The following is a 25,788-nucleotide window of genomic DNA, read 5'->3' on the forward strand; positions in this document are numbered from 1 at the left end:
AATGACTGCAATTGCTACAAACCATGGGTCTGGCAGCAGCCTCTGCTCGCCTCTATATTGCATCATGACCCGCGTCATTGTTGCGAGGCACTCGGACTGGCTCATCCTCCCGACCGGATAACCATCCAGCAAACCCATGATTGCCATAGCTATAAACCATTTATATGGATACCTCTAGCCTCCTTAGACTGACATTTATCGTCTCGGCCCCTGCGAGTGACATACCGCCCGGCTGCTGACGTCAAGAATAATGACAACAAGGTAATGCCCATGAACATCACTGGCCTAGATAGCCTGGTGTTTGGCGTCGACGATGTCGAAGCCTGCAACCAGTACCTGACCGACTACGGTCTTAGCCCCAAAGACGTGTCTGCCGCTGGCGGCACCTTCGAAGCGCTCGACGGCACCTCTGTGGTAATTCGCCACAAGGACGATCCGTCATTGCCACCGGCTCTGCCGACCGGCTCAATGCTGCGCAAAACGATCCACGGCGTGGCCGACCAGGCCACTCTGAGTGCCATTGCCGAAGAATTGGGCAAGGATCGCGACGTCCGTCATCTCGACGATGGCTCCATTGAAGCCGAAGACGATATGGGTTTTACCCTCGGCTTCCAGCTATCAATACGCCAGCCGATCAGTATTCCGGCCGAAAAAATCAACGCCCCTGGTGACGAACCGGGCCGTCCGGTCAATGCGATCGGGGCTGACGAGTCGGTAGAAATCAAGCTGCGTTCATTGTCGCACGTGGTGTACTTCGTCCCGGATAGCAAAAAAGCCGAGAAGTTTTACATCGAACGACTGGGTTTTCGCGTTGCCGACCGCTTTACCAACCTGGGGCCATTCCTGCGCCCACAAGGCACCCTCGATCACCACACCCTGTTTTTGGTGAATACCCCACCGGAGATGCAAGGTGTAGAACACTTCACCTTCCACCTGGGCGGCCCGAACGAATTACTGCTGGCAGGCAAACGCTTCCAGGACAAAGGCTATGAGTCCTTCTGGGGCCCAGGCCGCCACATCTACGGCTCCAACTGGTTTTGGTACTTCAATAGTCCAATGGGCGTTCATGTTGAATACGACGCCGATATGGATCTCCATGACGACAGCTGGACAGCTCGGGAAATCGACGCCAGTGCCGATGCCTCGCAGATATTCAACTTCACTCTGGTCGATAAGTGGATGCCCGGCGGCGACCCACACTGATCTCCAGGGCGATGAGTAACTGGATAAAGCTAGGCCATCTCAACGACATTGACGATGGCTGTGCTCGGGGATTTGACCCGCACCAGCTTGGACGAGACAGCCTGTTTGTATTACGCAAAGGCGACCGATTGCTGGGCTATCGAAATGCCTGCCCTCACCGGGGCTATGAAGGCACCTCGATGGCCTGGCGCAAGGATCGGTTTCTCAACAAGGCAGGCACTCGCATTATTTGCGGTGCCCACGGTGCACAGTTTGATACTGAAACCGGCGAGTGTCTGATTGGACCTTGCCCTGGGCAGTCGCTGGAAAAAGTTATCCTGCGACTGACTGAAACAGGTGAGCTGTATTTGCAGCAAACTCCGGACAACGAACAAGAACAATACTGAGGGATTCACCATGACCCTGCCCGCACAGAAGATTCTGATTATCGGTGGCGGCTTTACCGGCATGTCTGCCGCCATCCTGCTGAAGCAGCTCGGCGCTGACGTTGAACTGGTCGAAATCGACCCCAACTGGCGCACCGATGGCGCTGGCATTACCGTCAGTGGCCCGTCGCTGCGCGCCATTGAAGCCATTGGCGTGCTGCCACAATTCAAGGCACAAGGTGCTATTACCGAAGGCGTTAAAATATTCAACGCCGAAGGGATGCAGATCAAGGAAATCCAGACACCTGCCGTTCCCAATTCCTCTATCGTTGGCGGTGGTGGCATCATGCGGCCGGTTCTGGCGCGCATTCTTGGTGAAGCCACCAAAGCGAAGGGTGTCGATGTCCATCTCGGCGTCACCTTCAGCCGCATTGAAGAGATCGGTGATCAGGTGCACGTCACCTTCAGCGACGGTCGCTCCGGTCAATACGACCTGGTACTGGGCACCGACGGCGTCTTTTCACAAGTACGCCAGACCCTCTTTGCTGATGCCCCCACGCCACAGTACACCGGCCAGGGCGTATGGCGTGCAGTGATTCCTCGCGGCGACGTCTCCTGTGCGATGCAGTATCTCGGCCCTAAAGGCAAGGTCGGCTTTACCCCGGTATCCGATACCGAAATGTACCTGTACTACACCGAAGCGCGTCCAACCATGGACAAGTTTTTTGAAGCACACGAACTGGTGCCACACCTGAGCAGCTTGCTGGAACAGTTCAGCGCCCCTGAGGTTGTGAAGATTCGTGAAGGACTGGGAGCGTCGTCCCAGATCATCTATCGCCCGTTGGAAGGCATGCTGATGCCACGCCCATGGTACAAGGGCCGCGTATTACTGATGGGTGACTGTGTTCACGCCACCACCCCACACCTGGCTTCCGGCGCTGGTATGGGTCATGAAGATGCCGTCGTACTGGCCGACGAATTCAAGAACGGCGGCACCGTTCACGAAGTCATTGAACGCTTCCAGAACCGGCGCTGGGAACGCTGCCGCATGATCGTCACCAACTCTGGCCGCCTCGGCGAGATAGAAAAAACAGGTGGCCCGAAAGAAGAACACATGCAGATCATGGGCATTTCCATGGCAGGCTTGCTGGCGCCAATTTGACCCCAGCAGATTCAGAGTTTTACACCCTTAGTCGTCGGTAACGGCTACTTTTATGGCACGCCCCTCGCGTGCCTTTTTTTATTTGCAGATCTCGTAAGCTGGCATCACCTGCACGGTACACGACAAATACAGTTAGTGCCGCTAGCGCCGCAAGATCCGGCACAGGAAACAAGCGAATTACTGCAACACCACCCGCTCCGGTTGTTTCATACCGCTTGCCAGCCACTGGCTCCAGTGCAATTTGAAAGCGGCTACGCTGCCAATATAGTGCTTGTCGAGCAAGTAATAAGAACGCAGCCGCTCACCGCGTTTGTAATCCTGCAACAGTCGGGTGACACAAGCCCGGCCATAAGACGTACTCAATAACCGGTACACCAGCTGTCCGGCCATTGCCTGATTGGGGCCAGATTCCAGCCGCGCCTGCCACTCGTCACCGGGAATTTCGACAAACGCCAGCACATCCATGGCCTGATCCCGGTAGTGGTCGAGCACTGCCCGATTCATTTGGTGGGCGTTGATCACAAAACGATTATCAGCCCAAGAGAGCGTCTCCATTTGCTCCGCAACGCCCTCGTTCAACCACAATGGCAAACGACTGGCGAGGGAATCCATAATCGCGTGACTGGCTTCGTGGCGGATGGTGTTATAGGTGTTTTCTATACCACCCAGTTCTGACGGCTGCAGATACACGGCAATCTCGTTACTGACCGGCAGGTAAATGCCTAGCGAGGGAGGAAACGGCCCGGCAACATGCGCCGAGACATAACGCTGATAACTGCCAACGTCGGGAAAGACGTGAATAGACACCGGCACCTGCCGGAAAAAATCAAAATACAGCACCTGGTCATAAAAGCGGTAAACCCAGTTCACCTCACGTTGAATACGCGCCTGATCAAGCGGTTGCTGTGGTAAAGATGCCAGCCCGGCTTCGTAGAACACCTGAATAGCAAACGGCTGCCAGCCTTGGCCCACCTCAATATCCAGCTGTTCGGCGTGATCCGTCGTTGCCGGTCGATCACCAAAATGCACCTTGCCCTGAGCATCAACCCAGCGATACACATTACCAGCAGCGGCGTTATTCGTTGCCAGTAAACCCACCAGCACAACCACCAATCCAAGCAATAGCCCGCGTAAACACGACAGGCAGCAATCACCCGAGTTTTCTATCCGCATCCTGCTCCCCCGCTCCTGACGACCAGTATTCGTCGTTTATAAATCCTACAACTGCGCCATTACCAACTTGATCGCCAAGCCGATAAAGACCGCCCCGGAAATTCCGTTCAGCCAGCGTTGCCCCACGGCGGATTGCAGCCATCGCCCACCAAGCACATCTGCCAACAGCGCCATAGCAGCAAAAACCACCAGCGACACCAGCAAAAAAATGCCTGCCAATAGCACCAGTTGCACACTGACAGAACCCGCTGCCGGGTTGGCAAACTGCGGCAAGAAAGCCAGAAAAAAGATAAATACTTTCGGGTTGCTGATATTCATCGCCAAGCCGCGCCAGTACAGAGAACCTTCCTGTCCGTTCACCGCCTGCGCCGCCCCGCCCCGCCTTGCCGCCATCAGAGAAGCCCAGCCCAGCCATAACAAATAGCTGGCACCAAGCAGCTTTAATGCCGTCATTGCCAACGGTAACGCCTGTAATACCGATGCCACACCCAGCACCACCAAGGCGGTATGACCAAACAACCCGGTACACAACCCCAGGGTAATCATCACCCCGCTGCGCCAACCATGGGCAGCCGAACGTGCCACGACGTACAGATTGTCTGGTCCCGGTGCCAGAGCCAGCAATACCGACGTCAAGGTAAACGTAATCAGTGTATCAACCGCGATCATCCAAAATTCCTGTAAGCCTGGGCGGCAACAGTGTGTCAGTTTTGACACTCGGCTGCGAGCTTGCTAAAAGCTGCAATAACAGACTGATGCAACGCAACAGCACCGATGGAACCTGAGCTTGACAGTCACGCTCCAAGCGGTAGAACACTATCCGATACGCGCTCACTTGAAGCGTAACGAACGAATATGTCCAAGAAGGCCCAGATGCTAAAAAAACTGCTCAAACTATTCACCGAAGACAATCAGCCCGCCGCCGACAAACACACTCTCGACCTGTCTGCCGCTGCCCTGCTGGTAGAAGTCATGCGCGCCGACCATACCATCGACGCTGACGAACAACATGAACTCAGCCAGGTACTGAATGAACTGTTTCAGCTCACAGCCAATGAAATCAGTGAACTGCTGCAGCAGGCTGAACACGCCAGTGAACAGGCCTCCGACCTGTTCCAGTTTACCGATGTCGTGCACAAACATTTTTCGACGGAACAGAAATTTGATCTGTTGACCGGCCTCTGGCGGATTGCCTACGCCAGTGCCGGGATCGACAAGTATGAAGAACACATCATCCGTCGTATTGCCGAATTGCTGTACATGCCGCACAGTGAATTTATTCGCGCCAAACTGACCGCCAGACCCGAATTGTGATAACCGAACTGGTCTCCCGCTTTGAACAACTGCAACAGGCGTTAGGGCTGCTGGCACAACACCTGTCCGAGACACAACCAGCGCATTGGCTACCATTGCAAGACAGCGAAATTGCCTTGGGTCTGCAGCCGTTAACCCTGGCCAACGACCTGCTGACCGACCTCTGGTATCGCGATCAGCAGGATGGACGTGAAACCCGCTCCCGTCATGGCCTGATTCTCGCCGATGAACAGAGCCGCAGCCTGATTGCCACGATCAATCAGGCCAAGGATGATTTTCGGGCCGCCGTCCAGCTGGAAAAACAGGATCTGCCCCGCTGGAAAGAAAGCTATCGCCGCTTGGGTGAACAACCGTCATCCCTGCGCAACAAGCTGGCAATTGCCGGCCTGACACGGGTGCACCTGAAACAGTGTTTCCGCCATATTCCCTTACTGGAGCAGGCCCCCCGCAAAGTCGGCTTCAGCTGGTACGTCAACGGTCGCAGTATCAAAAAACTCACCCTGAGTCAGGCAGAATCACTGCTGCTCGAACTGGGTGAACACAAGCCTCATATCCAGATCCAGCTGCAACAACTGGGTAAATTGTCACCCGCCACCCTGCTGGCCCAGACCCAGGCTCTGGCCCCGGTGGTACGTGCCAATCTGGTGTATGGCAGTGGCGATGCCACCAAACGCAAGGCCATGAGTGTTTCCTTGCCGCTGTTTATTCCCGACACCCAATCAGCGTTACCCGAACACAACCGCATCAGCTCCGATCCACCCCCAGGACGAACCCGCCAGGCCCGTGGCGATCAACGCATCAGTGACGAACCGTTTTTGCCCAGTATTCGCGCCTATCTCTACCACTGACGGCTGGTTCTATCACGAACCAGCTGACGCTCTCACCGACCAATCCCTGACGGGTTTCAGCCAAAATGCTAGACTGCCGGCTTCAGCACCGGCACAGCTTATGGATACTCCAATGACCACCATCGTCAGCTTTAACATCAACGGCATTCGCGCTCGTCAGCACCAGCTTGAGGCTATTCGGGATCAACTGGATCCAGACATTCTCGGATTACAGGAAATCAAGGTACACGACGATATGTTTCCTCTGGCCGATATTGAAAACCTCGGCTACCACGTTGAACATTTCGGTCAGAAAAGCCACTACGGCGTGGCGCTGCTCAGCAAGCAGCCGCCGGTCTTTGTCCAAAAAGGTTGGCCAACGGACGACGAAGATGCACAAAAACGTCTGATTCACGCCCGCTACGACATCAATGGCAGCACCATCGACGTCCTCAACGGCTACTTTCCCCAAGGTGAAAGCCGCGATCATGAAACCAAATTTCCGGCCAAGGAAAAATTCTACGCGGATTTGATGCGTTACCTGAACGACCGCTTCACCCCGGCTGACCGGGTCGTTGTCATGGGCGATATGAATATCTCGCCGGAAGATACCGACATCGGTATCGGTGAACCGAATCGCAAACGCTGGTTAAAAACAGGCAAGTGCTCGTTTCTGCCGGAAGAACGCGAGTGGTATCACACCTTGTTGAACTGGGGCTTGAGCGACAGCTACCGTCATTTCCACCCTGCCAGTAACGAACAGTTCAGCTGGTTTGATTACCGTTCCAAGGGCTTTGATGACAACCCCAAACGCGGTCTGCGGATTGACCATATTCTGGTCACAGACGCCCTGTTGGACAGCTGTAAAGAGGTCGGTATCAGCTACGAGATCCGCGCAATGGAAAAACCGTCTGACCACGCACCCATCTGGCTCACGTTGAAAAACGGCTGAACCGGAAGGGTTTGGCGTTTCAATAACAGCCGAGCTGCGTTAAGCCACGGCATTCCTTGCCATGCTGTTGTAGAATCCCCGCCTGTTTGCCATGCCTGGCTGCTTGATGCTGCCAGGCCCCCATATACAACAAAGGAATTGCTCTGATGACTCCACTCAAACGCTGGGCGGCAGCCGCTGCCCTGTTGATGGCTGCCGCCCTGGTTCAAGCTGACACTTTTGTGTTTACCGCCATCCCCGACGAGGATGAATCCCGACTGCAACAGCGATTCGGGAAAGTAGCCGATTATTTGTCAGCACAGCTTGGCGTTGAGGTGAAGTATATTCCGGTCAAATCCTACGCTGCGGCCATTACCGCGTTCCGCAACAACCAGGTGCAGCTGGCCTGGTTTGGTGGCCTGTCCGGCGTTCAGGCGCGACGCCTGGTACCGGATTCAGAAGCGTTGGCCCAGGGATATGAAGACCAGTTTTTCAAAACCTATCTGATTGCCCACCAAAGCGCAGGGATCGACGCCTCTGACTCGTTAACCGATGCACTGAAAGGCAAAACCTTCACCTTTGGTTCCAAGGGCTCGACCTCTGGCCGCCTGATGCCGGAGTTTTACCTGCGTGAACACTTCCAGGCAGCACCAGAGACGATCTTCTCCCGTGTCGGATTTTCCGGCGATCACAGCCGCACCATCGCCCAGGTGCAGTCCGGCGCATATCAGATCGGCGCGGTAAACTACAGCGTCTGGGATGCCGAACTGGCGGCTGGCAAGATCGACACCAGCAAGGTCAAGGTGATCTGGACTACTCCGACCTACCCGGACTATCAATGGACTATTCGTGGCGACGTCGACAGCCGCTTTGGTAACGGTTTCAAAGACAAGGTTAAACACGTCTTGCTGGAAATGAGCTCACCCGATCTGTTGGCCAGCTTCCCACGGCAAAAATTTGTACCGGCCAACAACAGCGATTACGCACCGATCGAAGCCACCGCCAAAGCCATTGGCTTGCTGGACTGATTGCGCCAATGAGAGTGCAGCCGGTACTGTTTGAACTGTCCAACGCCTGCGTGACCTATGGTCAGCGGCGGGTACTGGACGAGGTTTCGCTGACCCTCCGTGCCGGTGAAAAAGTCGCACTGGTAGGGCCATCCGGGGCTGGCAAGTCGACCCTGTTGAATGAACTGTACCGGCAGCAAACCGAGCAGATCGCGCTGTGCCCTCAAAGCCATGGTCTGGTCGACCTGCTGTCCTGTTACCAGAATATCTTTATGGGTGGCCTCGATCGCTTCAGCACCCTGGCCTCGCTCTGGAACCTGCTACGACCACTGGCCAGTGCCAGAACCGAGATCCAGCAGCTGGCTGAAGATCTGGGTTTGAGCGAGCAACTGTGGCAGTCAGTGGACCGACTGTCGGGTGGCCAGCGCCAGCGGGTCGCCATTGGCCGTGCGCTTTATCGCCAACAGCCGATCTTTTTTGGCGACGAGCCAGTATCCTCACTCGATCCAGTGCAAGCCGAGCAATTGCTAACCATCCTGCTGCAACGCCACCCAACGGCGGTGGTCAGCCTGCATAACCGCCAATTGGCGCTGAATCACTTTGACCGGGTAATCGCCCTCGCCCATGGCAAGATCATTCACGACTGTGCCAGCCGTGACTTGTCGCCGCAGGATCTCGATGCGCTTTACGGCAAAACATCGGCAACCGGGCACAGTGGGCCATCCGCAGCTGCTGCTTCACAACCACTGAATTCCGGCCCAGCAGCCTGCGTCACCGGCAGGATCATACGTTAAGCCATGCTACCCGCCGTACTGAAACTGCCCGCCTCCAGCCCGTCCAGCGCTCGCCGTATCACCGGCATAATGGCGCTGCTGGTTTTGCTGGCGTTGTTGGCGTTACCGTGGGCTGACCTGGCAATTTATCCGGTTGACCCCTGGGCCGAACTGGCGCGTATTGGTCAGGGCATTATCCTGCCGTACTGGAACAGCCCTTGGGTGTTGCTGGAATCACTGGCCCAGACGGTGGCCTTCGCCTTGTTGGCGGTGGCACTGGCAGCACCGCTGGGTATGTTGCTGGCCATGGTATTTCACTGGACAGCAGTAAGATTACTCTGCGCCGCCGTACGCTCAGTACACGAGCTGTTTTGGGGACTGCTGTTTATGCAGGTGTATGGGCTCAGCGCCACTACCGGCTTGCTGGCCATTCTGGTGCCCTATACCGGCGTATTTGCCAAGGTATTCGCTGAAACCATCGACTTGCAGGATCGCGATGCCTATCGCAGCCTGCCCCGCGTCAACCGACTGATTGGCTGGGCCTATACCCGCATTCCACAAACCTTACCCGCGCTGCTGAGCTACACCCGCTATCGTTTTGAATGCGCGCTGCGCTCCAGTGCCATCCTCGGTTTTATTGGCTTGCCCACTCTGGGGTTCCATCTCGAAACCGCCTTCAAACAAGGCCAGTATGCAGAAGCCGGAGCCTTGCTCTGGGCCTTCCTGATGCTGCTGGCCAGCATTCGGCTGTGGTTACGCCCGGCACTGCTGCCACTGTACTTGATCGCTGCCGTCTGGCTGCTACCAGAAACCATCGGCTTCACCAACAGCAACTATTTTTGGCAGTTTGTCAGTCAGGATATCTGGCCGACGGCGCTGCGCCAGGGAGACTGGGCCGCCACTCTGGACTGGTACTGGCGCATGTTCAGCCACCAGGCCTGGCCTGGCCTGGTGCAAACCTTGCTGCTGACACAACTGGCGCTGGTTCTGACACTGCTGGTGATTTTACTGATCTATCCGTTTGCCAGCCGCGCCCTCGTCAACCAACCGCTATACGGCCTCGGGCGTTTTGCCCTGCTGGTGATGCGCTCCACCCCGGAAATGATTCTGGCGTTTGTTTTATTGTTGTTGTTTGGCCCCTCGGGGTTACCTGCCGTGATCGCCCTGGCCATTCACAATGGCGGCCTGATTGCCTTCCTGGTGGCTAATAACAGCAACAGTGAGCAGGCGATCCATGGCCGACGCCCGGATGATCCGGCTGGGCTGCTGCGCTATACCTATGTCGAAACCCCACGGCAATTGCCATCGATGTTGGCCTGGTTGTTTTACCGCTGGGAAGTCATGCTGCGCGAGAGCGCCATCATGGGGATACTGGGCATCACCACACTGGGCTTTTTTATCGACTCGGCATTTGAAGAAATCCGTTACGATCGGGCTTTTTTCCTGATTCTGATCACCGCCGGGCTGAATATTATCGTTGATGCCTGTTCGCGCAGATTACGCCAGTTGGCACTGGTGCAACCCGGCCAGGCAAATCAAGGGCGTCACTGAAACACCTGCGTCTGAACCGCCACCAGACCCCAACTCTGTCCATACCAACCACCGGAGCCTTACTTGTGATCACCCCGACCGCTGCTGCTGTTCCTCCCCAACGGACTGCCGCTATTATTGGCGCAGGCCCCGCAGGACTGATGGCGGCAGAACAGCTTGCCAGCCGGGGCTACCGGGTCGATGTGTTTGATGCCATGCCCAGTGTCGCCCGCAAATTTTTGCTGGCCGGTATCGGCGGCATGAACATTACCCATTCGGAAGATTACAGCACCTTTGTTGAACGCTATGGCCATGCCTGCGCTTGGCTCAAACCCATACTGGACGATCTCACACCAGAACAGCTGCGCGACTGGATACATGGCCTCGGCATCGACACCTTTGTCGGCACCTCAGGCCGGGTTTTCCCCACCGATATGAAAGCCGCGCCGTTACTGCGAGCCTGGCTACACCGTCTCAAGGCACAAGGAGTGGTGTTTCACCCACGTCATCGATGGCAGGGCTGGCCAAGTGGCAGCGACCCGCACACCTGGTGTTTCGACACCCCGGATGGCACAGTGCAGCGCTCATTCGATGGCGTGGTACTGGCACTCGGTGGCGCCAGCTGGGCCAGACTCGGATCCGATGGCCGCTGGGCCACCTGGCTGCAACAGCAACAGGTTGATATTGCGCCATTGCAGCCCAGCAATTGCGGTTTTGACGTCCCCTGGAGTGACTTCCTCAAGGAAAAATTTGCCGGTACGCCGATCAAACACATCCAGCTGTCGCTGACCGATATCGACGGTAAACAGTGGCAACGTACCGGCGAATTTGTCGTCAGTGAATACGGCATCGAAGGCAGCCTGATCTACGCTCTCAGCGCCCCTCTCAGAGAACGACTGCGCGAACAACAAAACCCACAGATGCGCAACTCCAGCAACCACCAGCCGCTGCTCACACTCGATTGGCTGCCGCACGTTGCCTTGCAAGACACAGAAAAAAAACTGTGCCAAGGTAAAAAAGGCCTGTCATTTGCCAACCTGCTGCGTAAAAAACTCAACTTACCTGCCATCACCAGCACCCTGCTGCGCGAATGCTGCCCACAGCTGGACAACCGCGACCCCCATGCAGTTGCCAACGCCCTCAAAGCCATGCCGCTTAACCCGCTACAACCCCGCCCGATCAACGAAGCCATCAGCAGCGCCGGTGGCGTGCAATCCAGTGCCGTCAACGACCAGCTGATGCTCAACGCCCTGCCCGGCGTGTTTGTTGCTGGAGAAATGCTCGACTGGGAAGCCCCCACCGGCGGCTATTTACTCACCGCGTGTTTTGCCACCGGCAAGCGGGCCGGGAATGGCTTGGTGGAGTGGCTGGAAGCGCAAGCAATAAGCTGAAGTCTGTCACCAGAACCCACTCGTTGGCATGTTGACCCCGTTGGTATTCAAATTGCTTCAGACTACAGAACAACGCCCAAACGCCGTGCACTGGCACACTTTCTGTGGCATTCGCTGCAATTGAGACACGCAGCTCTGTGCGTTTCAGAACAACAAGGGCACCCAGTCATCGTCCGGGAGATAAAGCATGCAGGACAACGTGTGGTCTGACGAAGAACAACAATGGGTTATCTGGAATGGCTTTTACGGTCTGGTGACTCTGGTCACCCTCGGCGACATCGAGAGCGGTTCAGACGGCCGCCTGGCCTGGCTGGAAGAACCCTTTGAGATGGTTGGCCCCTTCAACCTTGATGAACTGGAAACGACCGGACGCATTGCTTTTGAAGAATGCCTGGTGTTATCCCGTCAGCGCTGGCAACAGGATCAGGTGGTTTTGCGCCGCGAAGGGCTGAAAAAACGCCGCCAAGCAGAAGAACGTCTGAGTTCAGAGCGGGCACGATTCAACCAACGTCGGGGTGGCCAGGTATCACAGCAGCAACCGGTCGACGACAGCCTGCACCGCCAGGCGCTTGAATTACCCGGTGATGGCAAACTCAAGCCTGCAGACATCAAGGCTGCCTACCGCAAACTTGCACAAAAGATGCACCCGGATGCTGGCGGCAGTTCCGAGCAATTCGTACGTATTACCGCTGCCCGTGACGAGCTGCTACTGCGGGCGTCCTGACAACTGGGACAACGGGTCTGAATTCCGTTGGCAAATGATGCTTGGAATACGGAGCCCTTGTTTACCCCTTTTGTTTACCCCTTGCCTGGGCAATCAGCCTGCAATGCAGCTATTACGCTGAAACCCCAACCCCTCAATGGTGCTTTCCACCACATCGCCGGGTTTGAGGAAGCGATGATAGTGAGAGCCATTCCCTGCCGGCGAGCCGGTAATCAGAATATCACCAGGATATAAACGGATGCGCCTGCTGAGGTATACCAGCAAGCGGGGAATATTGAAGATCATGTCAGCGCTGGTTTCGTTTTGCATAACGTCACCGTTAAGCCTCAGTGTCATACGCAGATCATGGGGATTATCAATATGGTTGGCCGGTACCAGAAATGGCCCCATCGGCGAGTAGGTTGGCAGTGATTTCCCCATGAGCCAGTCGGTGCCAATGGCTTTGAGATCAGACCGGTGTATCAGTTCGCGGTTGGTGATGTCGTTCACCAGGGTATACCCCGCCACGGCGTCCATCGCATTGTCTTCGGTAAGTTGATAAGCCTGCTTGCCGATCACCACCGCCAGTTCCAGCTCCCAGTCCGGTTGTTCCACATCTGCGGTGATCACAATCGGATCATAGGGGCCGCTAATGGAGGAATTGACCTTGCTGAACAGGTAGGGTTCGCCGAGCACTCGCCGATCCATAAAAGCGGTGGCAAATGCCAACCGTTCAGCTTCATTCATGTTTTGCACAGCGTCTTCACGATGCTGATCCACGATCAGATCAATGACGTGTTTGCGGTAGTTGGCACCAGAGCAGAAGAATTGTCGGGGTTGTTCTATCGGGGCGTGTATCTGCAAGAGCGCCAAAGGTACCGGACGCACTTTCAGTAAAGGGTGTTGCCAATGGGATGCGCGTAACTGCTCGGCGATGACCGTTATGGTCGCCAGGTTAACCGCCCAGTGTTGCAACAGTGCGAGCAGGTCGCTACTACCGATCAATGGCAGTCCCTGTGATTCTGCCATACCGGCCAGTGCATCCAGGGCGATGACCTGATCAGCCATTACCAGCCCGGCAAAGGGGCGAGCGCCCGCAATGGAAAACGTACCCAGTCCGTAAAACGCCAGCTCTGGCCGTGCGGTGGTTTGCGGGGTTGAAGCTGTCATACCGATCACCTGTGCAGTCCCGTCATCAACGTCCGTATTCCAAGCGGGAGAAACGTCTCGCCAGAGCCAGGTGTTTTCGGGGTATTATCCAACCGGCACTGAAATAATTATTATCACCAGTTATCTGCAAAACCTTGTGTATCAGTCAGGTACTTTGGTGTGAGCCGAAGCTTACGCCGTTTTTATGCTGGTGTGGTAGCCGTTCCAGCCAACTCTTTTTTCCAAAATCAGCGTTATTACTGCGTTGTCCGCGATTGAAATATCTCTGTGGCAACGGCTGTGCAGTGGAACAACAGGCGCGTTCATGACGGTATGCGTGCTGAAATGATGATCCATTCCATTTCTAACGCGCTGGCACCCGTATTTCAACCTGGCCAGCCTGACATTGCCTTGCAGCAATGGGTCAGACTGGCCACAGCGATACGACAAGCAGTGGTGTTTATCCGGCCAGTGTAGCCCGATCAATCAGCGTATCCAGATCCCCATCATGCTGATAACCAATCGCCAGGGCAGCCTCGGCTTGCAGCGGTGGCTGGGTAGCAAATCCGGCTTCCAGCTCAGCGTTGGGGGCAAAGGTCACCAGATCGAGGCGATCCTGACCGTAGCGTTTGGCCAGACCGGCAATCAGTTCTTTCATCGTCAGTCGCAGTACCGGCAAAGTAAAATCGCGACGCGGCCTGATATCGGCTTCAGCAATACTGGCAGCATGAAGCAGATTATCAACACAGCAAGGTACTGACATAAACCAGGAGACGCCCTGCTCGGAGACCGGGCAGGTGAAGGGTTCTCCGGCTTTCAATTTCCAGAAAATATCACTCATATACGCCGACATCAGCCCGGATGGCTGCGGTGGCCGCGCCACTATTCCGGGGAGACGTACAATCCGGCCGTCAATAAATCCGCGACGACTGTAGTCTTGCAGCAAAATCTCGGTCGCCAGTTTCTGGTAGCCGTAGCTGATGTGCGGTTTCAATGGCGTATCGTCATTGATCACCTCCGGCATGGGTGAGCCATACACCGCAATCGTGCTGGTGAACACCATACGAGCCGGTTGTTCGAACTTGCGCAGTGCTTCGTAGAGATTCACGGTGGCGGTCAGGTTCACATCCAGGCCCAGCTCAAAATGACGCTCGGCAGCACCACCAGGAATGCTGGCCAGATGGAAGACCAGTTCTGGCTCCCCTGCCACCGCTTGCTCCAGTACACCCAGGTCAGCAATACTGCCCTCGACACAGGTAAGGCGGGCATCGTCCGGCAAGCCGTCACAGCTCATGTCGGCAACCGTCAGGGCGGTAATTTTCTCGCCGTTGATTTCGGTTCCGTCCGCTAACAATCGCTCGACCAGTACGCGACCAACAAAACCGTTGCCGCCGGTGACCATTACCTTCATACCTTGTGCTCCGTCGCTGCTACAACGTCGCTGCGGCTGGCATGATCGTGTCCTTTGACAAACGTCTGGTCGATCTTGCCAAACAGTGAGCTGCCATCGCTAGCAAACATCTCGAATTGCAGGCTTTCATCAAACTGGATAAAGGGCGTGGTCGATTGACCATTATCGATCATTTCTATCGCCCGGCGTTCTGCCAGACAGGCGGAGCCAACCTCACGAAAACCCTTGTTGGAGAAAGTACCAGTACCCAGCACAGTGCCCGCCCGCAGGTTACGGTTGTAGGCCCAGTGGCTGATCAGATCAGCAAAGCTGAAGTCCATCTCACGGCCGTTAGGATTACCAAACCATTCGTTATTACGCTGTACGTGCAAGTCGAGATTGACCCGGCCATTAGCGTAGCTGTCGCCCAGTTCGTCCAGAGTACAGGCTACCGGTGCAAAGGTGGTGGCAGGCTTGGCATTGATAAATCCGAAGCCCATTTGTAATTCGCGAAACAGGTGGCCACGCATGGAAACGTCGTTGATCAACGTGAACAGCTTGATGTGGGATTCGGCATTGTCCTTGCCCACGCCCGCAGGGACATCGTTGAGAATAACCGCGATTTCACCTTCAAAGTCACACTGGTCGTCTTCGGTGGTAAAAGCATAGTCATCGACGGCATTGATAAAGTCGTCACCCTGACGCTGCACCAGAATCGGGATACCCGGTGTTTTTTTAACGTCCAGGTTGTAAGCCTGTTCCATGATTTTGCCGTGATTCAGGAAGGAAGACGCATCAACAAACTGGTAAGAACGCGGCAGCGGTGCCATCAGACGGACAGGTTGAAAGGCCTCTGCCCCACCCCAGCCGTGGTTGTTCAGTTCCTGATTCTGGGCTTCCAGCTCAGGCGCCAGTTCGTCCCAGTTTTCGATCAGTTGTTGCATGGTGCGCGCAGCAGACGCTTCAATCATTCGGGTCAGTTCCCGATTCACCAGCAACAGGCGGCCATCGCGGCTACCATCTTTCAAGGTGGCAAGTTTCATAGGTGTCTCCAGATGTTATCTTTATTGCGCGGCACAGCCGGGTATTAGCCTGCGACGCTGGGAGTCGGGTTCCATAAATGCGGCAACTGGATCATCTCGATCAGATTACCGCTGTTATCGCGCAGGAAGGTGGTGGGGGTTCCCTGAATCACCTTGGTGAACACTATGTCGGCTTCCTGCGCTTGCAGGTGCTGCAGCATCTCGTCCATATCCTGCACACCAAAACAGATGTGCTTGTTGCCGTGCGTTTGCAAATCGGTATTCGGCATCCGCCGTTCATCTGGCAACGGTTGGGCGTTCTCCAACTGAAACAGCTCGATACGGAAGTTACCGCGCTGAATAAACGCCACATGCGCCGGAATAATGTCGAGATAAACCCGAAATTCCAGCTCAAACCCCAGCACCCGCTGATACCACGCCAGCGAGGCATCCATATCCGGCACGCTGATACCCAGATGGTCGGGTTTGATTTCGGGGATGTTGGTATTCGTAGTCGTCATGGTGTCCTCGTTAATTTGGGTCTGCGCGTTACCAGTCGGACGCTGGACGTCGGACGTCTGAAGCAAAAGATTCAGCCATCCCGCAACGCGTCAGACCTCAGACCTCAGACCTCAGACCTCAGACCTCAGACCTCAGACCTCAGACGTCCAGCCAATCAGTCATCAACTCAGCGGTCGTCCGCCATCCACCGGCAATACAACACCGGTGGTAAAGGTCATAAAGCTGGCTGCTGCAATCACGGCATCTGCCACTTCTTCTGGCGCGGCCAGGCGTTTGAGCGGAGTGCGTTCGCACTGCTCATCGCGCCAGCTCTGATCCATTTGCTTGACAAAATCCGTATCCGCCAGCCCCGGTGACACCGACACCACGCGAATGCCGGGGGCTAATGCCCGCGCCAGCGATTTGGTCATGTTGTCGACCGCTGCCTTGGAAGCGCAGTAGATGACGTTGCTGCCCATCGCTGTTACCGCCGCGATGGAAGAAATATTCACCACCAGGCCGGCACCGCTTTCCTGCAGCAAGGTTTTGAAAGCACGAGTCGCCGCAAACGGGCCACGTACATTGGTCGCCAGAATCCGGTCAATAAGTTCATCATCCAGACCATCGAGATCATCATGCGGGCAATAACGGGTGGTACCGGCACAGTTCACCAGCAGATCACAACGGCCATACCGCTCACGTACCAGCTCAGCCAACACCTTCATGGCGCTGGAGTCCGTCACCGGTGCAGCCAGCGCACAGTGAGGAATATCCAGGGTGTGGGCTGGCAGCACAGGTAATTGTTCCGCCAGTTCTTCCGCCGGTTGTTGTGAGCTGTTATAGCCCACCACAACACAAGCGCCCGCTTCTGCCAGGCGCTGGCAAATGGCGGCACCCAGGCCGCCACTACCACCGGTTACAACCGCGACCTTACCTTGCATTTCGGTGCCATAAAGCGCCTTGATCACAGGCTCGGCGGTGGCCATTACTGCTTGCCCAGGCGACGAACACGAATGTCTGCCTGTTCCTTGTGACCCATCATGTGCTCGGCATTACAAAGACGTGAGCAATATTCACCCACCATCACGGAGGCTTCATCCGTCAATACCCGCTGATAGGTGTGCGTTTTGATGAACTTGCCGACCCACAGACCACCGGTGTAACGGCCAGCGCCCTGAGTTGGCAGGGTGTGGTTGGTACCAATCACCTTGTCGCCGTAAGCGACGTTGGTGCGGTCGCCCAGGAACAAACCACCGTAGTTGGTCATGCGTTCAAGGAACCAGTCTGGATCCTTGGTCATTACCTGTACGTGCTCGGAACACAAACGCTCGGATTCTTGCAGCATTTCCTCTTCGGTATCACACAGGATGATTTCGCCGAAGTTTTCCCAGGAAGCACGAGCGACGTCGCGAGTTTCCAGACGCTCCAGCACTTTCTCGATGGCGGCAGGCAGTTCTTCAGCAATTTTCTTGCTGGTCGTGACACAGAATGCAGGGGATGTCGGGCCGTGTTCAGCCTGGCCCAGCAGGTCAACCGCCACCAGTTCGGCATCGACGGTATCGTCACAGATCACCATGGTTTCGGTCGGGCCAGCAAACAGATCGATACCGACACGACCGAACAGCTGACGCTTGGCTTCAGCAACAAAGGCGTTACCTGGGCCAACAATCATATCGACGGCAGGAATGGTTTCGGTACCAATCGCCATTGCGGCAACGGCCTGAACACCACCGAAGCAGTAGATTTCATCAGCACCGGCCATATGCATGGCAGCAACAATCTCTGGGCAAGGAGCACCGTTAAACGGCGGCGCACAGGCGATAACACGTTTCACACCGGCAACTTTGGCGGTCAGTACCGACATGTGTGCCGAGGCGATCAGTGGGTATTTACCACCGGGAATGTAACAACCCACGGAGTTCACCGGGATGTTCTTGTGACCCAGCACCACGCCTGGCAAGGTTTCGATTTCTACGTCGTGCATGGTGCTCTTCTGGATCTGGGCAAAACGACGGATCTGCGCCTGGGCAAACTTGATGTCTTCAATCACGTTGGCCGGTACGGCAGCCACAGCCGCCTGGATCTGTTCGTCGGACAGACGGAAAGATTCTGGCGACCATTTGTCGAATTTTTCGGAGTACTCACGAACGGCCTCGTCACCACGGGTTTCGATTGCCGCCAGAATGCCTTCAACGATGCCACGCACCTGGGTGTTCATATCAGCCTTGTCGGCGGCTGACTGGCCTTTTTTGATGTACTGAATCATGAGTATTCCTCACTAACGATGGTTGTTTTTTCGTCAGACGCCGAATGCCAGACGCCAGACGAGTGGTTTTTTATCGCGCCGGACGTCCGTCGCGATGTTGCTATTCGTGGTGCGTTTATGCACCGAACCCGGTGTTGTTCAGCGGTTGTCCTCAACCTGAATATCGAGCGTATTGATCACCCGGCTGACCATGTTGTAGGCACCGATCAAGGCCACCAGCTCGACGGCTTGCTGGTCGCTGCCCAGCGCCACACGTGCCGCTTGCAGGCAATCGTCAGTGGCATTGGGACTGTCGGTGAGCTCCATTGCCAGGTTGATCACGGCCCGTTCCGTCGGGTCAAACAGCACACGGCTATCACGCGCCTGTTCCAGATTGGTCATGGCGTCGTACTGGCTCTGGGTGCCACCGGCAGCCAGAAACGGTTTAAGGTGATGATGCAATTCGTAGCCGGTCTGGTTCCGGGCCGAAACCACCAGGATGGCCAGCTCACGGTACTTGGCATTGAGCTGAAGATCGTTACGCACCGCGCCCAGAAAAGCCGCCCAACCCTGAATCAGCGGTTGGCTGTGCATCAACATACGGTCGATGTGCAGCAGCTTGCCGCCGCGTTTCTGGCGGATGGTCTGGATCAGGTCAGTGCCCTCCAGATCCACATCGGCGTGATAAGGAATACGTGGCATGGCTTAGCCTCCCTCAGTAACGTTGGCAGGACGCGATTTGTCGCCAGACAGCGGTTGACTGCCCGGGTTCTGGGTTTTGGTTTTGCTGCGCAACAGAAAATGTCCCAGCGCGGGTAACAGCACCATGGCGCCGACCATGTTCCAGAGGAACATAAAGGCCAGCAGGATGCCCATATCAGCCTGGAACTTGATCACCGAGAATACCCAGGTGGAAACACCGGCAGCCAAAGTCATACCCGTCATCAGTACCACCTTGCCAGTGAAAGCCAATGCATGCTGGTAAGCATCCGAGAGGCTTTCACCCTGCTCCATGCGGGTCAGCGTGACCGAGAGAATATAAAGTGCGTAGTCGACACCGATGCCAACACCCAGTGCAATCACCGGCAGGGTTGCCACTTTCACGCCCATCCCCAGTGCCACCATCAGGGCTTCCGCCAGCAGCGAGGTCAATACCAGCGGCAAGATCGCCACCACCACGGCACGCCAGGAGCGGAAAGTGATAAAGCACAACAGAATCACCGCGCCGTAAACCATAAACAGCATGTCTCGCCAGGCGTCCTTGACGACGATATTGGTGGCCGCTTCGATACCGGCACTGCCAGCCGCCAGCTTGAAACGCACCTGATCGGTGTTATTCACAGCGGCAAACCCTTCGACGTGCTCAACGATACGGGTCAGGGTGTCGGCCTTGTGATCGGCCAGATAGACGTACAGGGTCAGCAGACTGCAGGCATCGTTATAGAGGCCGCGGGGTGCCGAAGCGGTGACAAAATTAAGCATCGACTGGTTCTTGATCAGCTCAAACCACTTCGGATTACCCTCATTCAGTCCGGTCAGTACCTGACGGTTCAACAAGGCCATGGAATTGGTAGTCACCACACCCGGTAACTGGCGCAGTTGCCACTCCAGGGCATCCACCCGACGCAGGGCTTCATAGTTGGCGCAACCGGCTTGTCCGTCGGTTTCCACCATGATGGCAAACACATCGCTGGAGGCACCAAAGTGATCGGACATAAAAGCAACGTCCTGGTTGTAACGGGAATCCTGACGTAACTCCGGTGCGCCCGGATCCAGGTCACCAATTTTCAGATGGGTAGAACCCCAGTAACCCAATCCGCCGATCACGGTCATGACGGCAATTCCGGCAATGGCAGGGCCACGCCGGGTAAACAGATCCAGGAACGCCCACAAGCGGGATTTCTCTTCCGACTCTTCTGCCCGCAGACTGCGCTTGGCCGCCTTGGCACTGACGCCGGTATAAGACAGCAAGATCGGCAACAGAATCAGGTTGGTGAAAATCAATACACCAACCCCCAGAGAAGCGGCAATCGCCAGTTCCTGAATCACCTTGATGTCGATCACCAGCAATACCGCAAAACCCACTGCATCTGCCAGCAAGGCGGTCAGACCTGCCATAAACAGACGCCGGAAAGTGTAGCGGGCCGCCACGTATTTGTGAGCGCCACGACCAATGTCCTGCATGATGCCGTTCATTTTTTGGGCGCCATGGCTCATGCCAATAGCAAACACCAGAAATGGCACCAGCATCGAGTACGGATCAAGGCTGTAGCCCAGGGCAGAAATCAGCCCCAGCTGCCATACCACGGCGATCAGCGAGCTGGTCACCACCAGTTTGGTCGATACAAAACAGCGGGTGTACAGATACACAATACTGGTCACGATCGCGATCGAGATCAGAAAAAAGGTCAGTACTTCGTACAGACCATCGATCAGGTCACCCATGATCTTGGCAAAGCCGGTGATATGCAGCTGGATATTGCCGTGTTCGTAACGGCTGCGAATGTCTTCCAACTGTTTGGAAAAGACTTCGTAATCCAGAGTAGAGCCATCTGGCAACTGCGCCAGCAACGGTACATAAATCGCAGACGCCGTAGCGTCCAGTGCCACCAGCTGCCCGACTTCACCTGAGCGGGCAATATTGGCTTCCAGTTGCGCCAGACTGGCAGCAGAGCCGTTATAACCATCAGGAATCACCGGGCCGCCTTCCAGGCCTTCTTCGGTAACTCCAATCCAGCGGGTGTTAGGTGTCCACAGCGACTTCATGCCAGTACGGTCAACCCCCGGCAGCAGAAACACTTCGTCACTGATTTGCTGCAGCGTTGCCATATAATCAGCGTCGTAAATGGAACCGCTGGTATTAGCCACCGCAATACGCACCGAATTACCCAGACCTTTCAGGTCGTCCTGTTTTTCCAGAAAATTGGCAATGTAGGGATGCGAGGTCGGAATGGTTTTTTCATAGCTGGCGTTCAGGCTCAAATGGCTCGCCTGCCAACCCAGCAAAGCCGTGACCACAACACACAGAACGATAATGGCCAAACGGTTATTAAACAGCAGGCGCTCCAGCGCATTGCCCGACTGCTTGTCAAATTGATCCAGACCAACAGGGGCCAGGTTGAGATTATTATCCGGAGTATGCATGTCAGTTACTCAATACCTGAACAGATGGAACCAAGACCTGAGCCAGACCACGAAGGCCGCTCAGTAACAGGGAGTTTTGGCCAGTGCGGAGTACAGCGGTTGGCGCAGCCACCGGCTGGGATGGCAACACCCGGACAGCCGCAGTAGCTACATTGCCCTGCAGTAACTGTCCGGCCTGATTCACCAGTAGAAGATCGCCGTTGGCACCCAGAATGCTGTCAACCACAGAGGCATCAGAAGGCAGATCCAGAGTTTGCCAGCTGTCCCCGCCATCCAGTGAACGGAACGCATTGCCCTTCAACCCGGCAGCGACCAACTGTTCGCCAGCGGCACTCAGGGTGAAAAAACTGCCGTCGTACGGTGTCTTCAGACGATCAAAGTGCCAGTCATTACCTGGCTGACTACGAAACAGCAGACCTTCTTCACCCGCGATGTAAAGGTAGCCATTGGCCTCGGCAATGCTGTACAGGTGACGTTCACCAGAGTTGGCCATGTTGTAATTTAATGGCATCCAGCGGTTGCCACCGTCGACGGTCGCCAGAATCAGGCCATAAGCACCCACCGCCAGGCCTTCGCGGGCATTACGAAAATGAATATCAAGGAAAGGTTTGTCCGGTCCATCGGCGACCAGACGCTTGGCACTGAACAATGCCCGTTTGAGTTGACGATCATCCGTGCCTTCGGCTCGGACTTCGGCTTCTTTCAGCACCAGATTGGCGGCACGCTGGCCGTCCATTTGTACCGTCCAGCTCTGCCCGCCATCCTCGGTATGCAGAATCAACCCATAGTGACCCGCCGCCCAACCCTGCAGGGCATTGGCAAAAGAGACCGCTGTCAGGGTCACACTCACTGGCACCTTGGCCTGCTGCCAAGTCTGGCCTTGATCTTCGGAGAACAGAATCAGTCCATGCTCCCCCACCGACACCAGACGCTGACCTGCCTGGGCCACCGCCAACATGGCGGCATGGGAAGCATGTGCGGCTTCCAATGCCGGACGGGTATCCGCTTCACGCAAAGCATCAACCGGAGACTGGCTGGCCACGCTGGCAATCACCAGCCCGGCCCCCAGCATCAGGCCAACGCCAGACAGCAGAGGTGACTTGAACAAGGTTGCAATCGACATAGACAGTCCTGTTGTTGCTGTTGTTATTGTTGTCAGATCTATTCGCTGTCACTGATCCGGAAAAAATCCGGCCCCCATCAAAAGGCGAAAAAGATGGGGAGCCGGCAGCACTGTCAACGATCAATTGACAGCAACACAGACCCCGGTCGAGTGTCAGAACGGAATTCGTTATTAGGCGTTCCTAGAACTGGGTGCCACCGTCCACATTCAGAGCTTGCCCAGTAATAAAACCGGCCTCCTCGGAGGTCAGAAAGGCCAGCACACCGACCAGATCTTCTGGCACTTCGGTGCGCTTGATCAGCTGCAGCTCTTTCACGGCATCGAACAGCGCCGGAGGCAGGTGTTTGCGGGAGCTTTCGGTCGCTGTCAGGCCAGGATGGATAGCATTCACGGTGATGCCACTGTTACCAAACTCAGCAGCCAGAGCACGCACCAAGCCGATACCGGCCATTTTGGTAGTGATATATCCGGCAAAACCCGGACGTGGATCACCCGTGGTGGACGAGCCGATCTGGACGATACGACCGTACTGGCGCTCTTTCATCTTAGGAGACAGCTTCTGGGCAAACACCAGCGCCGACTCAACGTTGATGGCTTCAAAGCGGCGGAATTCATCCAGCGTCAGCGCATCAAACGGAATCAGGGGCATATAGGCGGCGTTGTTAACCAGAATGTCGCACTGGCCAAAATGACCCAGCACGTTATCAGCAAAACGGGCCACGGCATCGGCATCGGCCAGATCGACAGCATCGGCGTATACGCGCACACCGGTATCAGCCAGTGACTCGATTGTCGCTTGCGGCATGGTCAGATCGGTCAAGGCCAGATCACAACCGGATTCAGCCAGCCGACGGGCAAAGTGAGACCCCAAGGCTCCAGCAGCACCGGTAATCAGCGCCACACGACCAACATGGGTATTTGGATAGGGTTTGTTCATTAGACGCTCCGTTTATTGTTCTTATCGTTACGGTGGTTTCACCGAAGAACGGGCTGTATATCTTGAAAATCACGATATACCGCCCCGAAGCATCCAAAAAATCGTTTGTACTAATAAAAGGCATCCATATTGCCGATGCCTTGTCATTCGCAGACCTATTGCTTGGGAAAGGAGTGGCCGCCGCTCAGAAGTACGGCCAGATAGTGGCGATCAGAACAGCAAAAACAGCAAGCGGCATCATGCCAGGGACACAATATTCAGGACATACCGTTGGGGAAATCGCCCAGCGGTTCAGTCAATTTGCCACGTACCGGTTTCAACACTTCTGCGTAGGTCAATAACTGCTCCAGCGCATAGCGGGTACGCTGACTGAGGTATTCACTGGCATCAGCGTCTTTGCCGTCTTCCCACAGATCGGCCACACCACGCAGGATCAGGTGCTCCGGCGTATACACCAGACGGGCATTTTTGTAACCGCTGCTGCGCATTTCGGCAATCACAAACGCACCGCCGACCGAAGCCGACACACCCACCAGCAATACCGGTTTGTGTGCCAGCTGGGCTGCGCCACACCAGAGCAAAAAGTTTTTTATGCCAGCCGGAGCCATCCCGTGCCATTCCGGCATCACGAACACCAATGCATCGGCATTGGCAGCCGTCGCTTGTGCTTTGAGAACATTCTCGGTTGCGGCGGTTGCACCATCCCACATCGGCAGTGCATCGTCATAAAGGTCAATAATATCGGCATTACCTGCCAAAAAACGGTCTTTAAGCAGGTGCGCGATACGGGCACTTTGTGACCCCGGGCGATGTGACGCAGAAACAATGGCAGTACGAAGCGTGTCAGTCATGGCATTCCCCTTAGATTTAAACATCAGGATTCAAGCATCAGGATTCAAGCATCAGGATTCAGCAATAGTAACGGTTTCCTGTTATCGGACAGCCCAGCAATCTGAAACAATCCGTTCACCCATCACCGTCAAACACCGTCAAACACCGTCAAACACCGCCAAACACCCGTTTAATTCAATAGCCCTTGCTGGGCAAAACGTTGTGGAGGCTGACCAAAGTAACGCCGAAATGCCGCTACAAAAGCACTGCTGCTGGAATAGCCAAGTGACAACGCGATGGCAGCACTGCTTTCGCCCTCCCCCAGCCGCTGCATGGCTTCCATCAGCCTCAGCCGTGCACGCCATTGGCGAAAACTCAGCCCCGACTCACTGCGAAACAGCCGCTCAATGGTGCGCGGACTGGCTCCTGCTGCTGCGGCCAGTTGCGGTAATGAGCGCCCATCGGACGGATCCAGAGTTAACATATTCATCACCGCCAGCAAGCGCCGGTCTTGGCCGACGGGCAGGTGCAACGGCGAAGTTTCCAGATCAGACAACTCATCCAGCAGCACCTGAATCAGTCGAGCCGACTTGCCCTGCGCCGGTACCGACAGATCCAGCAGCAGCAAACGTAAAATCAGTTCGCGCAACAGTGGCGTCACCGACATCACCTGACACTCAGTTGGTAACCGGTCAAAGACGGAAGGATCAATAAAGAGGTAACGTATCGACGCCGGGCTGACGACCAGAATTTCATGTTGCAGGCCACCGGTTATCCATACCGCATGACTAGGTGGTACCAGCCAGCTACCGCTTTCCGTGTTAACCCGCAACACCCCCGAGGCCGCCCAGGCCAGCTGACCGCGCACATGCTCATGGGCCGTACGCAGCGAACCGGCAGACAAGTCCTCTCCCAGATAAAGCACCGGTCGTTGCGGATCGATGCAACTGCTCATAATACGACCAGCACCACCCTCTGGACGCTGCTGTGTTGCCGCCGCACATTGGTGATACATCAATCCTGGCGTAAATTCGATATTCATTGGCGTTCTATCGACTGTTGACATA

At 55.7% G+C, this 25,788-nt stretch carries 25 protein-coding genes; 11 read left to right on the forward strand and 14 right to left on the reverse strand.

Annotated features, from left to right (window positions below):
• Positions 1-270 precede the first annotated feature (270 nt).
• The 3 genes from SOJ49_RS11555 to SOJ49_RS11565 are packed head-to-tail and all read left to right on the forward strand — an operon-like array spanning position 271 to position 2,730.
• Positions 271-1,203, forward strand: a complete 933-nt coding sequence (locus SOJ49_RS11555; RefSeq protein WP_369854661.1) for a VOC family protein — start codon at positions 271-273, stop codon at positions 1,201-1,203.
• A gap of 11 nt (positions 1,204-1,214) precedes the next feature.
• Entirely contained in the window at positions 1,215-1,589 is a 375-nt protein-coding gene (locus SOJ49_RS11560; protein ID WP_369854662.1) for a Rieske (2Fe-2S) protein, read from the forward strand.
• Positions 1,590-1,599: 10 nt separating this feature from the next.
• Positions 1,600-2,730 (forward strand): FAD-dependent oxidoreductase, encoded by a 1,131-nt coding sequence (locus SOJ49_RS11565; RefSeq protein WP_369854663.1) that lies wholly within the window; start codon positions 1,600-1,602, stop codon positions 2,728-2,730.
• A gap of 177 nt (positions 2,731-2,907) precedes the next feature.
• On the opposite strand, the gene SOJ49_RS11570 is transcribed toward SOJ49_RS11565, so the two are convergent.
• Positions 2,908-3,834 carry a DUF4124 domain-containing protein gene (locus SOJ49_RS11570; RefSeq protein WP_369854664.1) on the reverse strand — a complete coding sequence of 309 codons (927 nt, stop codon included), beginning with the start codon at positions 3,832-3,834 and terminating at the stop codon, positions 2,908-2,910.
• A 114-nt stretch (positions 3,835-3,948) separates the two neighbouring features.
• A complete protein-coding gene (locus tag SOJ49_RS11575) occupies positions 3,949-4,572 on the reverse strand; it encodes a LysE family translocator (protein ID WP_369854665.1) in 624 nt (207 codons plus the stop codon).
• 186 nt (positions 4,573-4,758) lie between these two features.
• On the opposite strand from SOJ49_RS11575, the gene SOJ49_RS11580 reads away from it, so the two are divergent.
• From SOJ49_RS11580 to SOJ49_RS11615, 8 genes are all read left to right on the forward strand, one after another.
• Positions 4,759-5,217, forward strand: coding sequence for a TerB family tellurite resistance protein (locus tag SOJ49_RS11580; RefSeq protein ID WP_369854666.1), 459 nt, complete (start codon positions 4,759-4,761; stop codon positions 5,215-5,217).
• Positions 5,214-6,065 carry a DNA replication terminus site-binding protein gene (locus SOJ49_RS11585; protein WP_369854667.1) on the forward strand — a complete coding sequence of 284 codons (852 nt, stop codon included), beginning with the start codon at positions 5,214-5,216 and terminating at the stop codon, positions 6,063-6,065. The genes SOJ49_RS11580 and SOJ49_RS11585 overlap by 4 nt, the downstream gene beginning before the upstream one ends.
• Positions 6,066-6,177: 112 nt before the next feature.
• Entirely contained in the window at positions 6,178-6,996 is an 819-nt protein-coding gene (xthA, locus tag SOJ49_RS11590) for an exodeoxyribonuclease III (RefSeq protein WP_369854668.1), read from the forward strand.
• Positions 6,997-7,142: 146 nt separating this feature from the next.
• On the forward strand, positions 7,143-8,003 hold the full coding sequence (locus tag SOJ49_RS11595; protein WP_369854669.1) for a putative selenate ABC transporter substrate-binding protein: 861 nt from the start codon (positions 7,143-7,145) through the stop codon (positions 8,001-8,003).
• Between the two features lie 8 nt (positions 8,004-8,011).
• The gene (locus tag SOJ49_RS11600) at positions 8,012-8,776 is read left to right on the forward strand and encodes an ATP-binding cassette domain-containing protein (RefSeq protein WP_369854670.1); all 765 of its coding nucleotides are present in this window, start codon (positions 8,012-8,014) and stop codon (positions 8,774-8,776) included.
• Between the two features lie 3 nt (positions 8,777-8,779).
• Positions 8,780-10,306 (forward strand): PhnE/PtxC family ABC transporter permease, encoded by a 1,527-nt coding sequence (locus SOJ49_RS11605; protein WP_369854671.1) that lies wholly within the window; start codon positions 8,780-8,782, stop codon positions 10,304-10,306.
• 65 nt (positions 10,307-10,371) lie between these two features.
• Positions 10,372-11,676, forward strand: a complete 1,305-nt coding sequence (locus SOJ49_RS11610; RefSeq protein WP_369854672.1) for a TIGR03862 family flavoprotein — start codon at positions 10,372-10,374, stop codon at positions 11,674-11,676.
• Between the two features lie 187 nt (positions 11,677-11,863).
• Complete coding sequence (locus tag SOJ49_RS11615; RefSeq protein WP_369854673.1) at positions 11,864-12,400, forward strand: DnaJ domain-containing protein; 537 nt, start codon at positions 11,864-11,866, stop codon at positions 12,398-12,400.
• A gap of 93 nt (positions 12,401-12,493) precedes the next feature.
• On the opposite strand, the gene SOJ49_RS11620 is transcribed toward SOJ49_RS11615, so the two are convergent.
• From SOJ49_RS11620 to SOJ49_RS11675, 12 genes are all read right to left on the reverse strand, one after another.
• A complete protein-coding gene (locus tag SOJ49_RS11620; RefSeq protein WP_369854674.1) occupies positions 12,494-13,549 on the reverse strand; it encodes a fumarylacetoacetate hydrolase family protein in 1,056 nt (351 codons plus the stop codon).
• A gap of 439 nt (positions 13,550-13,988) precedes the next feature.
• The gene (locus tag SOJ49_RS11625) at positions 13,989-14,939 is read right to left on the reverse strand and encodes an NAD-dependent epimerase/dehydratase family protein (RefSeq protein ID WP_369854675.1); all 951 of its coding nucleotides are present in this window, start codon (positions 14,937-14,939) and stop codon (positions 13,989-13,991) included.
• On the reverse strand, positions 14,936-15,961 hold the full coding sequence (locus SOJ49_RS11630) for a fumarylacetoacetate hydrolase family protein (RefSeq protein ID WP_369854676.1): 1,026 nt from the start codon (positions 15,959-15,961) through the stop codon (positions 14,936-14,938). The genes SOJ49_RS11625 and SOJ49_RS11630 overlap by 4 nt, the downstream gene beginning before the upstream one ends.
• Before the next feature lie 44 nt (positions 15,962-16,005).
• Entirely contained in the window at positions 16,006-16,461 is a 456-nt protein-coding gene (locus SOJ49_RS11635; RefSeq protein ID WP_369854677.1) for a VOC family protein, read from the reverse strand.
• 162 nt (positions 16,462-16,623) lie between these two features.
• Positions 16,624-17,427 (reverse strand): SDR family NAD(P)-dependent oxidoreductase, encoded by an 804-nt coding sequence (locus SOJ49_RS11640; protein WP_369854678.1) that lies wholly within the window; start codon positions 17,425-17,427, stop codon positions 16,624-16,626.
• The gene (gene hisD / locus SOJ49_RS11645; RefSeq protein ID WP_369854679.1) at positions 17,427-18,707 is read right to left on the reverse strand and encodes a histidinol dehydrogenase; all 1,281 of its coding nucleotides are present in this window, start codon (positions 18,705-18,707) and stop codon (positions 17,427-17,429) included. The genes SOJ49_RS11640 and hisD overlap by 1 nt, the downstream gene beginning before the upstream one ends.
• A 138-nt stretch (positions 18,708-18,845) precedes the next feature.
• The gene (locus tag SOJ49_RS11650; RefSeq protein WP_369854680.1) at positions 18,846-19,388 is read right to left on the reverse strand and encodes a carboxymuconolactone decarboxylase family protein; all 543 of its coding nucleotides are present in this window, start codon (positions 19,386-19,388) and stop codon (positions 18,846-18,848) included.
• 3 nt (positions 19,389-19,391) lie between these two features.
• Positions 19,392-21,830, reverse strand: a complete 2,439-nt coding sequence (locus SOJ49_RS11655) for an RND family transporter (RefSeq protein ID WP_369854681.1) — start codon at positions 21,828-21,830, stop codon at positions 19,392-19,394.
• A 1-nt stretch (position 21,831) separates the two neighbouring features.
• Positions 21,832-22,953 carry a WD40/YVTN/BNR-like repeat-containing protein gene (locus SOJ49_RS11660; protein ID WP_369854682.1) on the reverse strand — a complete coding sequence of 374 codons (1,122 nt, stop codon included), beginning with the start codon at positions 22,951-22,953 and terminating at the stop codon, positions 21,832-21,834.
• 181 nt (positions 22,954-23,134) lie between these two features.
• Complete coding sequence (locus tag SOJ49_RS11665) at positions 23,135-23,890, reverse strand: SDR family NAD(P)-dependent oxidoreductase (protein ID WP_369854683.1); 756 nt, start codon at positions 23,888-23,890, stop codon at positions 23,135-23,137.
• A gap of 257 nt (positions 23,891-24,147) precedes the next feature.
• Positions 24,148-24,741 (reverse strand): NADPH-dependent FMN reductase, encoded by a 594-nt coding sequence (locus tag SOJ49_RS11670; RefSeq protein WP_369854684.1) that lies wholly within the window; start codon positions 24,739-24,741, stop codon positions 24,148-24,150.
• Between the two features lie 170 nt (positions 24,742-24,911).
• Complete coding sequence (locus tag SOJ49_RS11675; RefSeq protein WP_369854685.1) at positions 24,912-25,763, reverse strand: helix-turn-helix domain-containing protein; 852 nt, start codon at positions 25,761-25,763, stop codon at positions 24,912-24,914.
• Between the last annotated feature and the right edge of the window lie 25 nt (positions 25,764-25,788).

The sequence above is a fragment of the Candidatus Thalassolituus haligoni genome, from assembly GCF_041222825.1.
Classification (GTDB): Bacteria; Pseudomonadota; Gammaproteobacteria; order Pseudomonadales; family Oceanobacteraceae; genus Oceanobacter; species Oceanobacter antarcticus.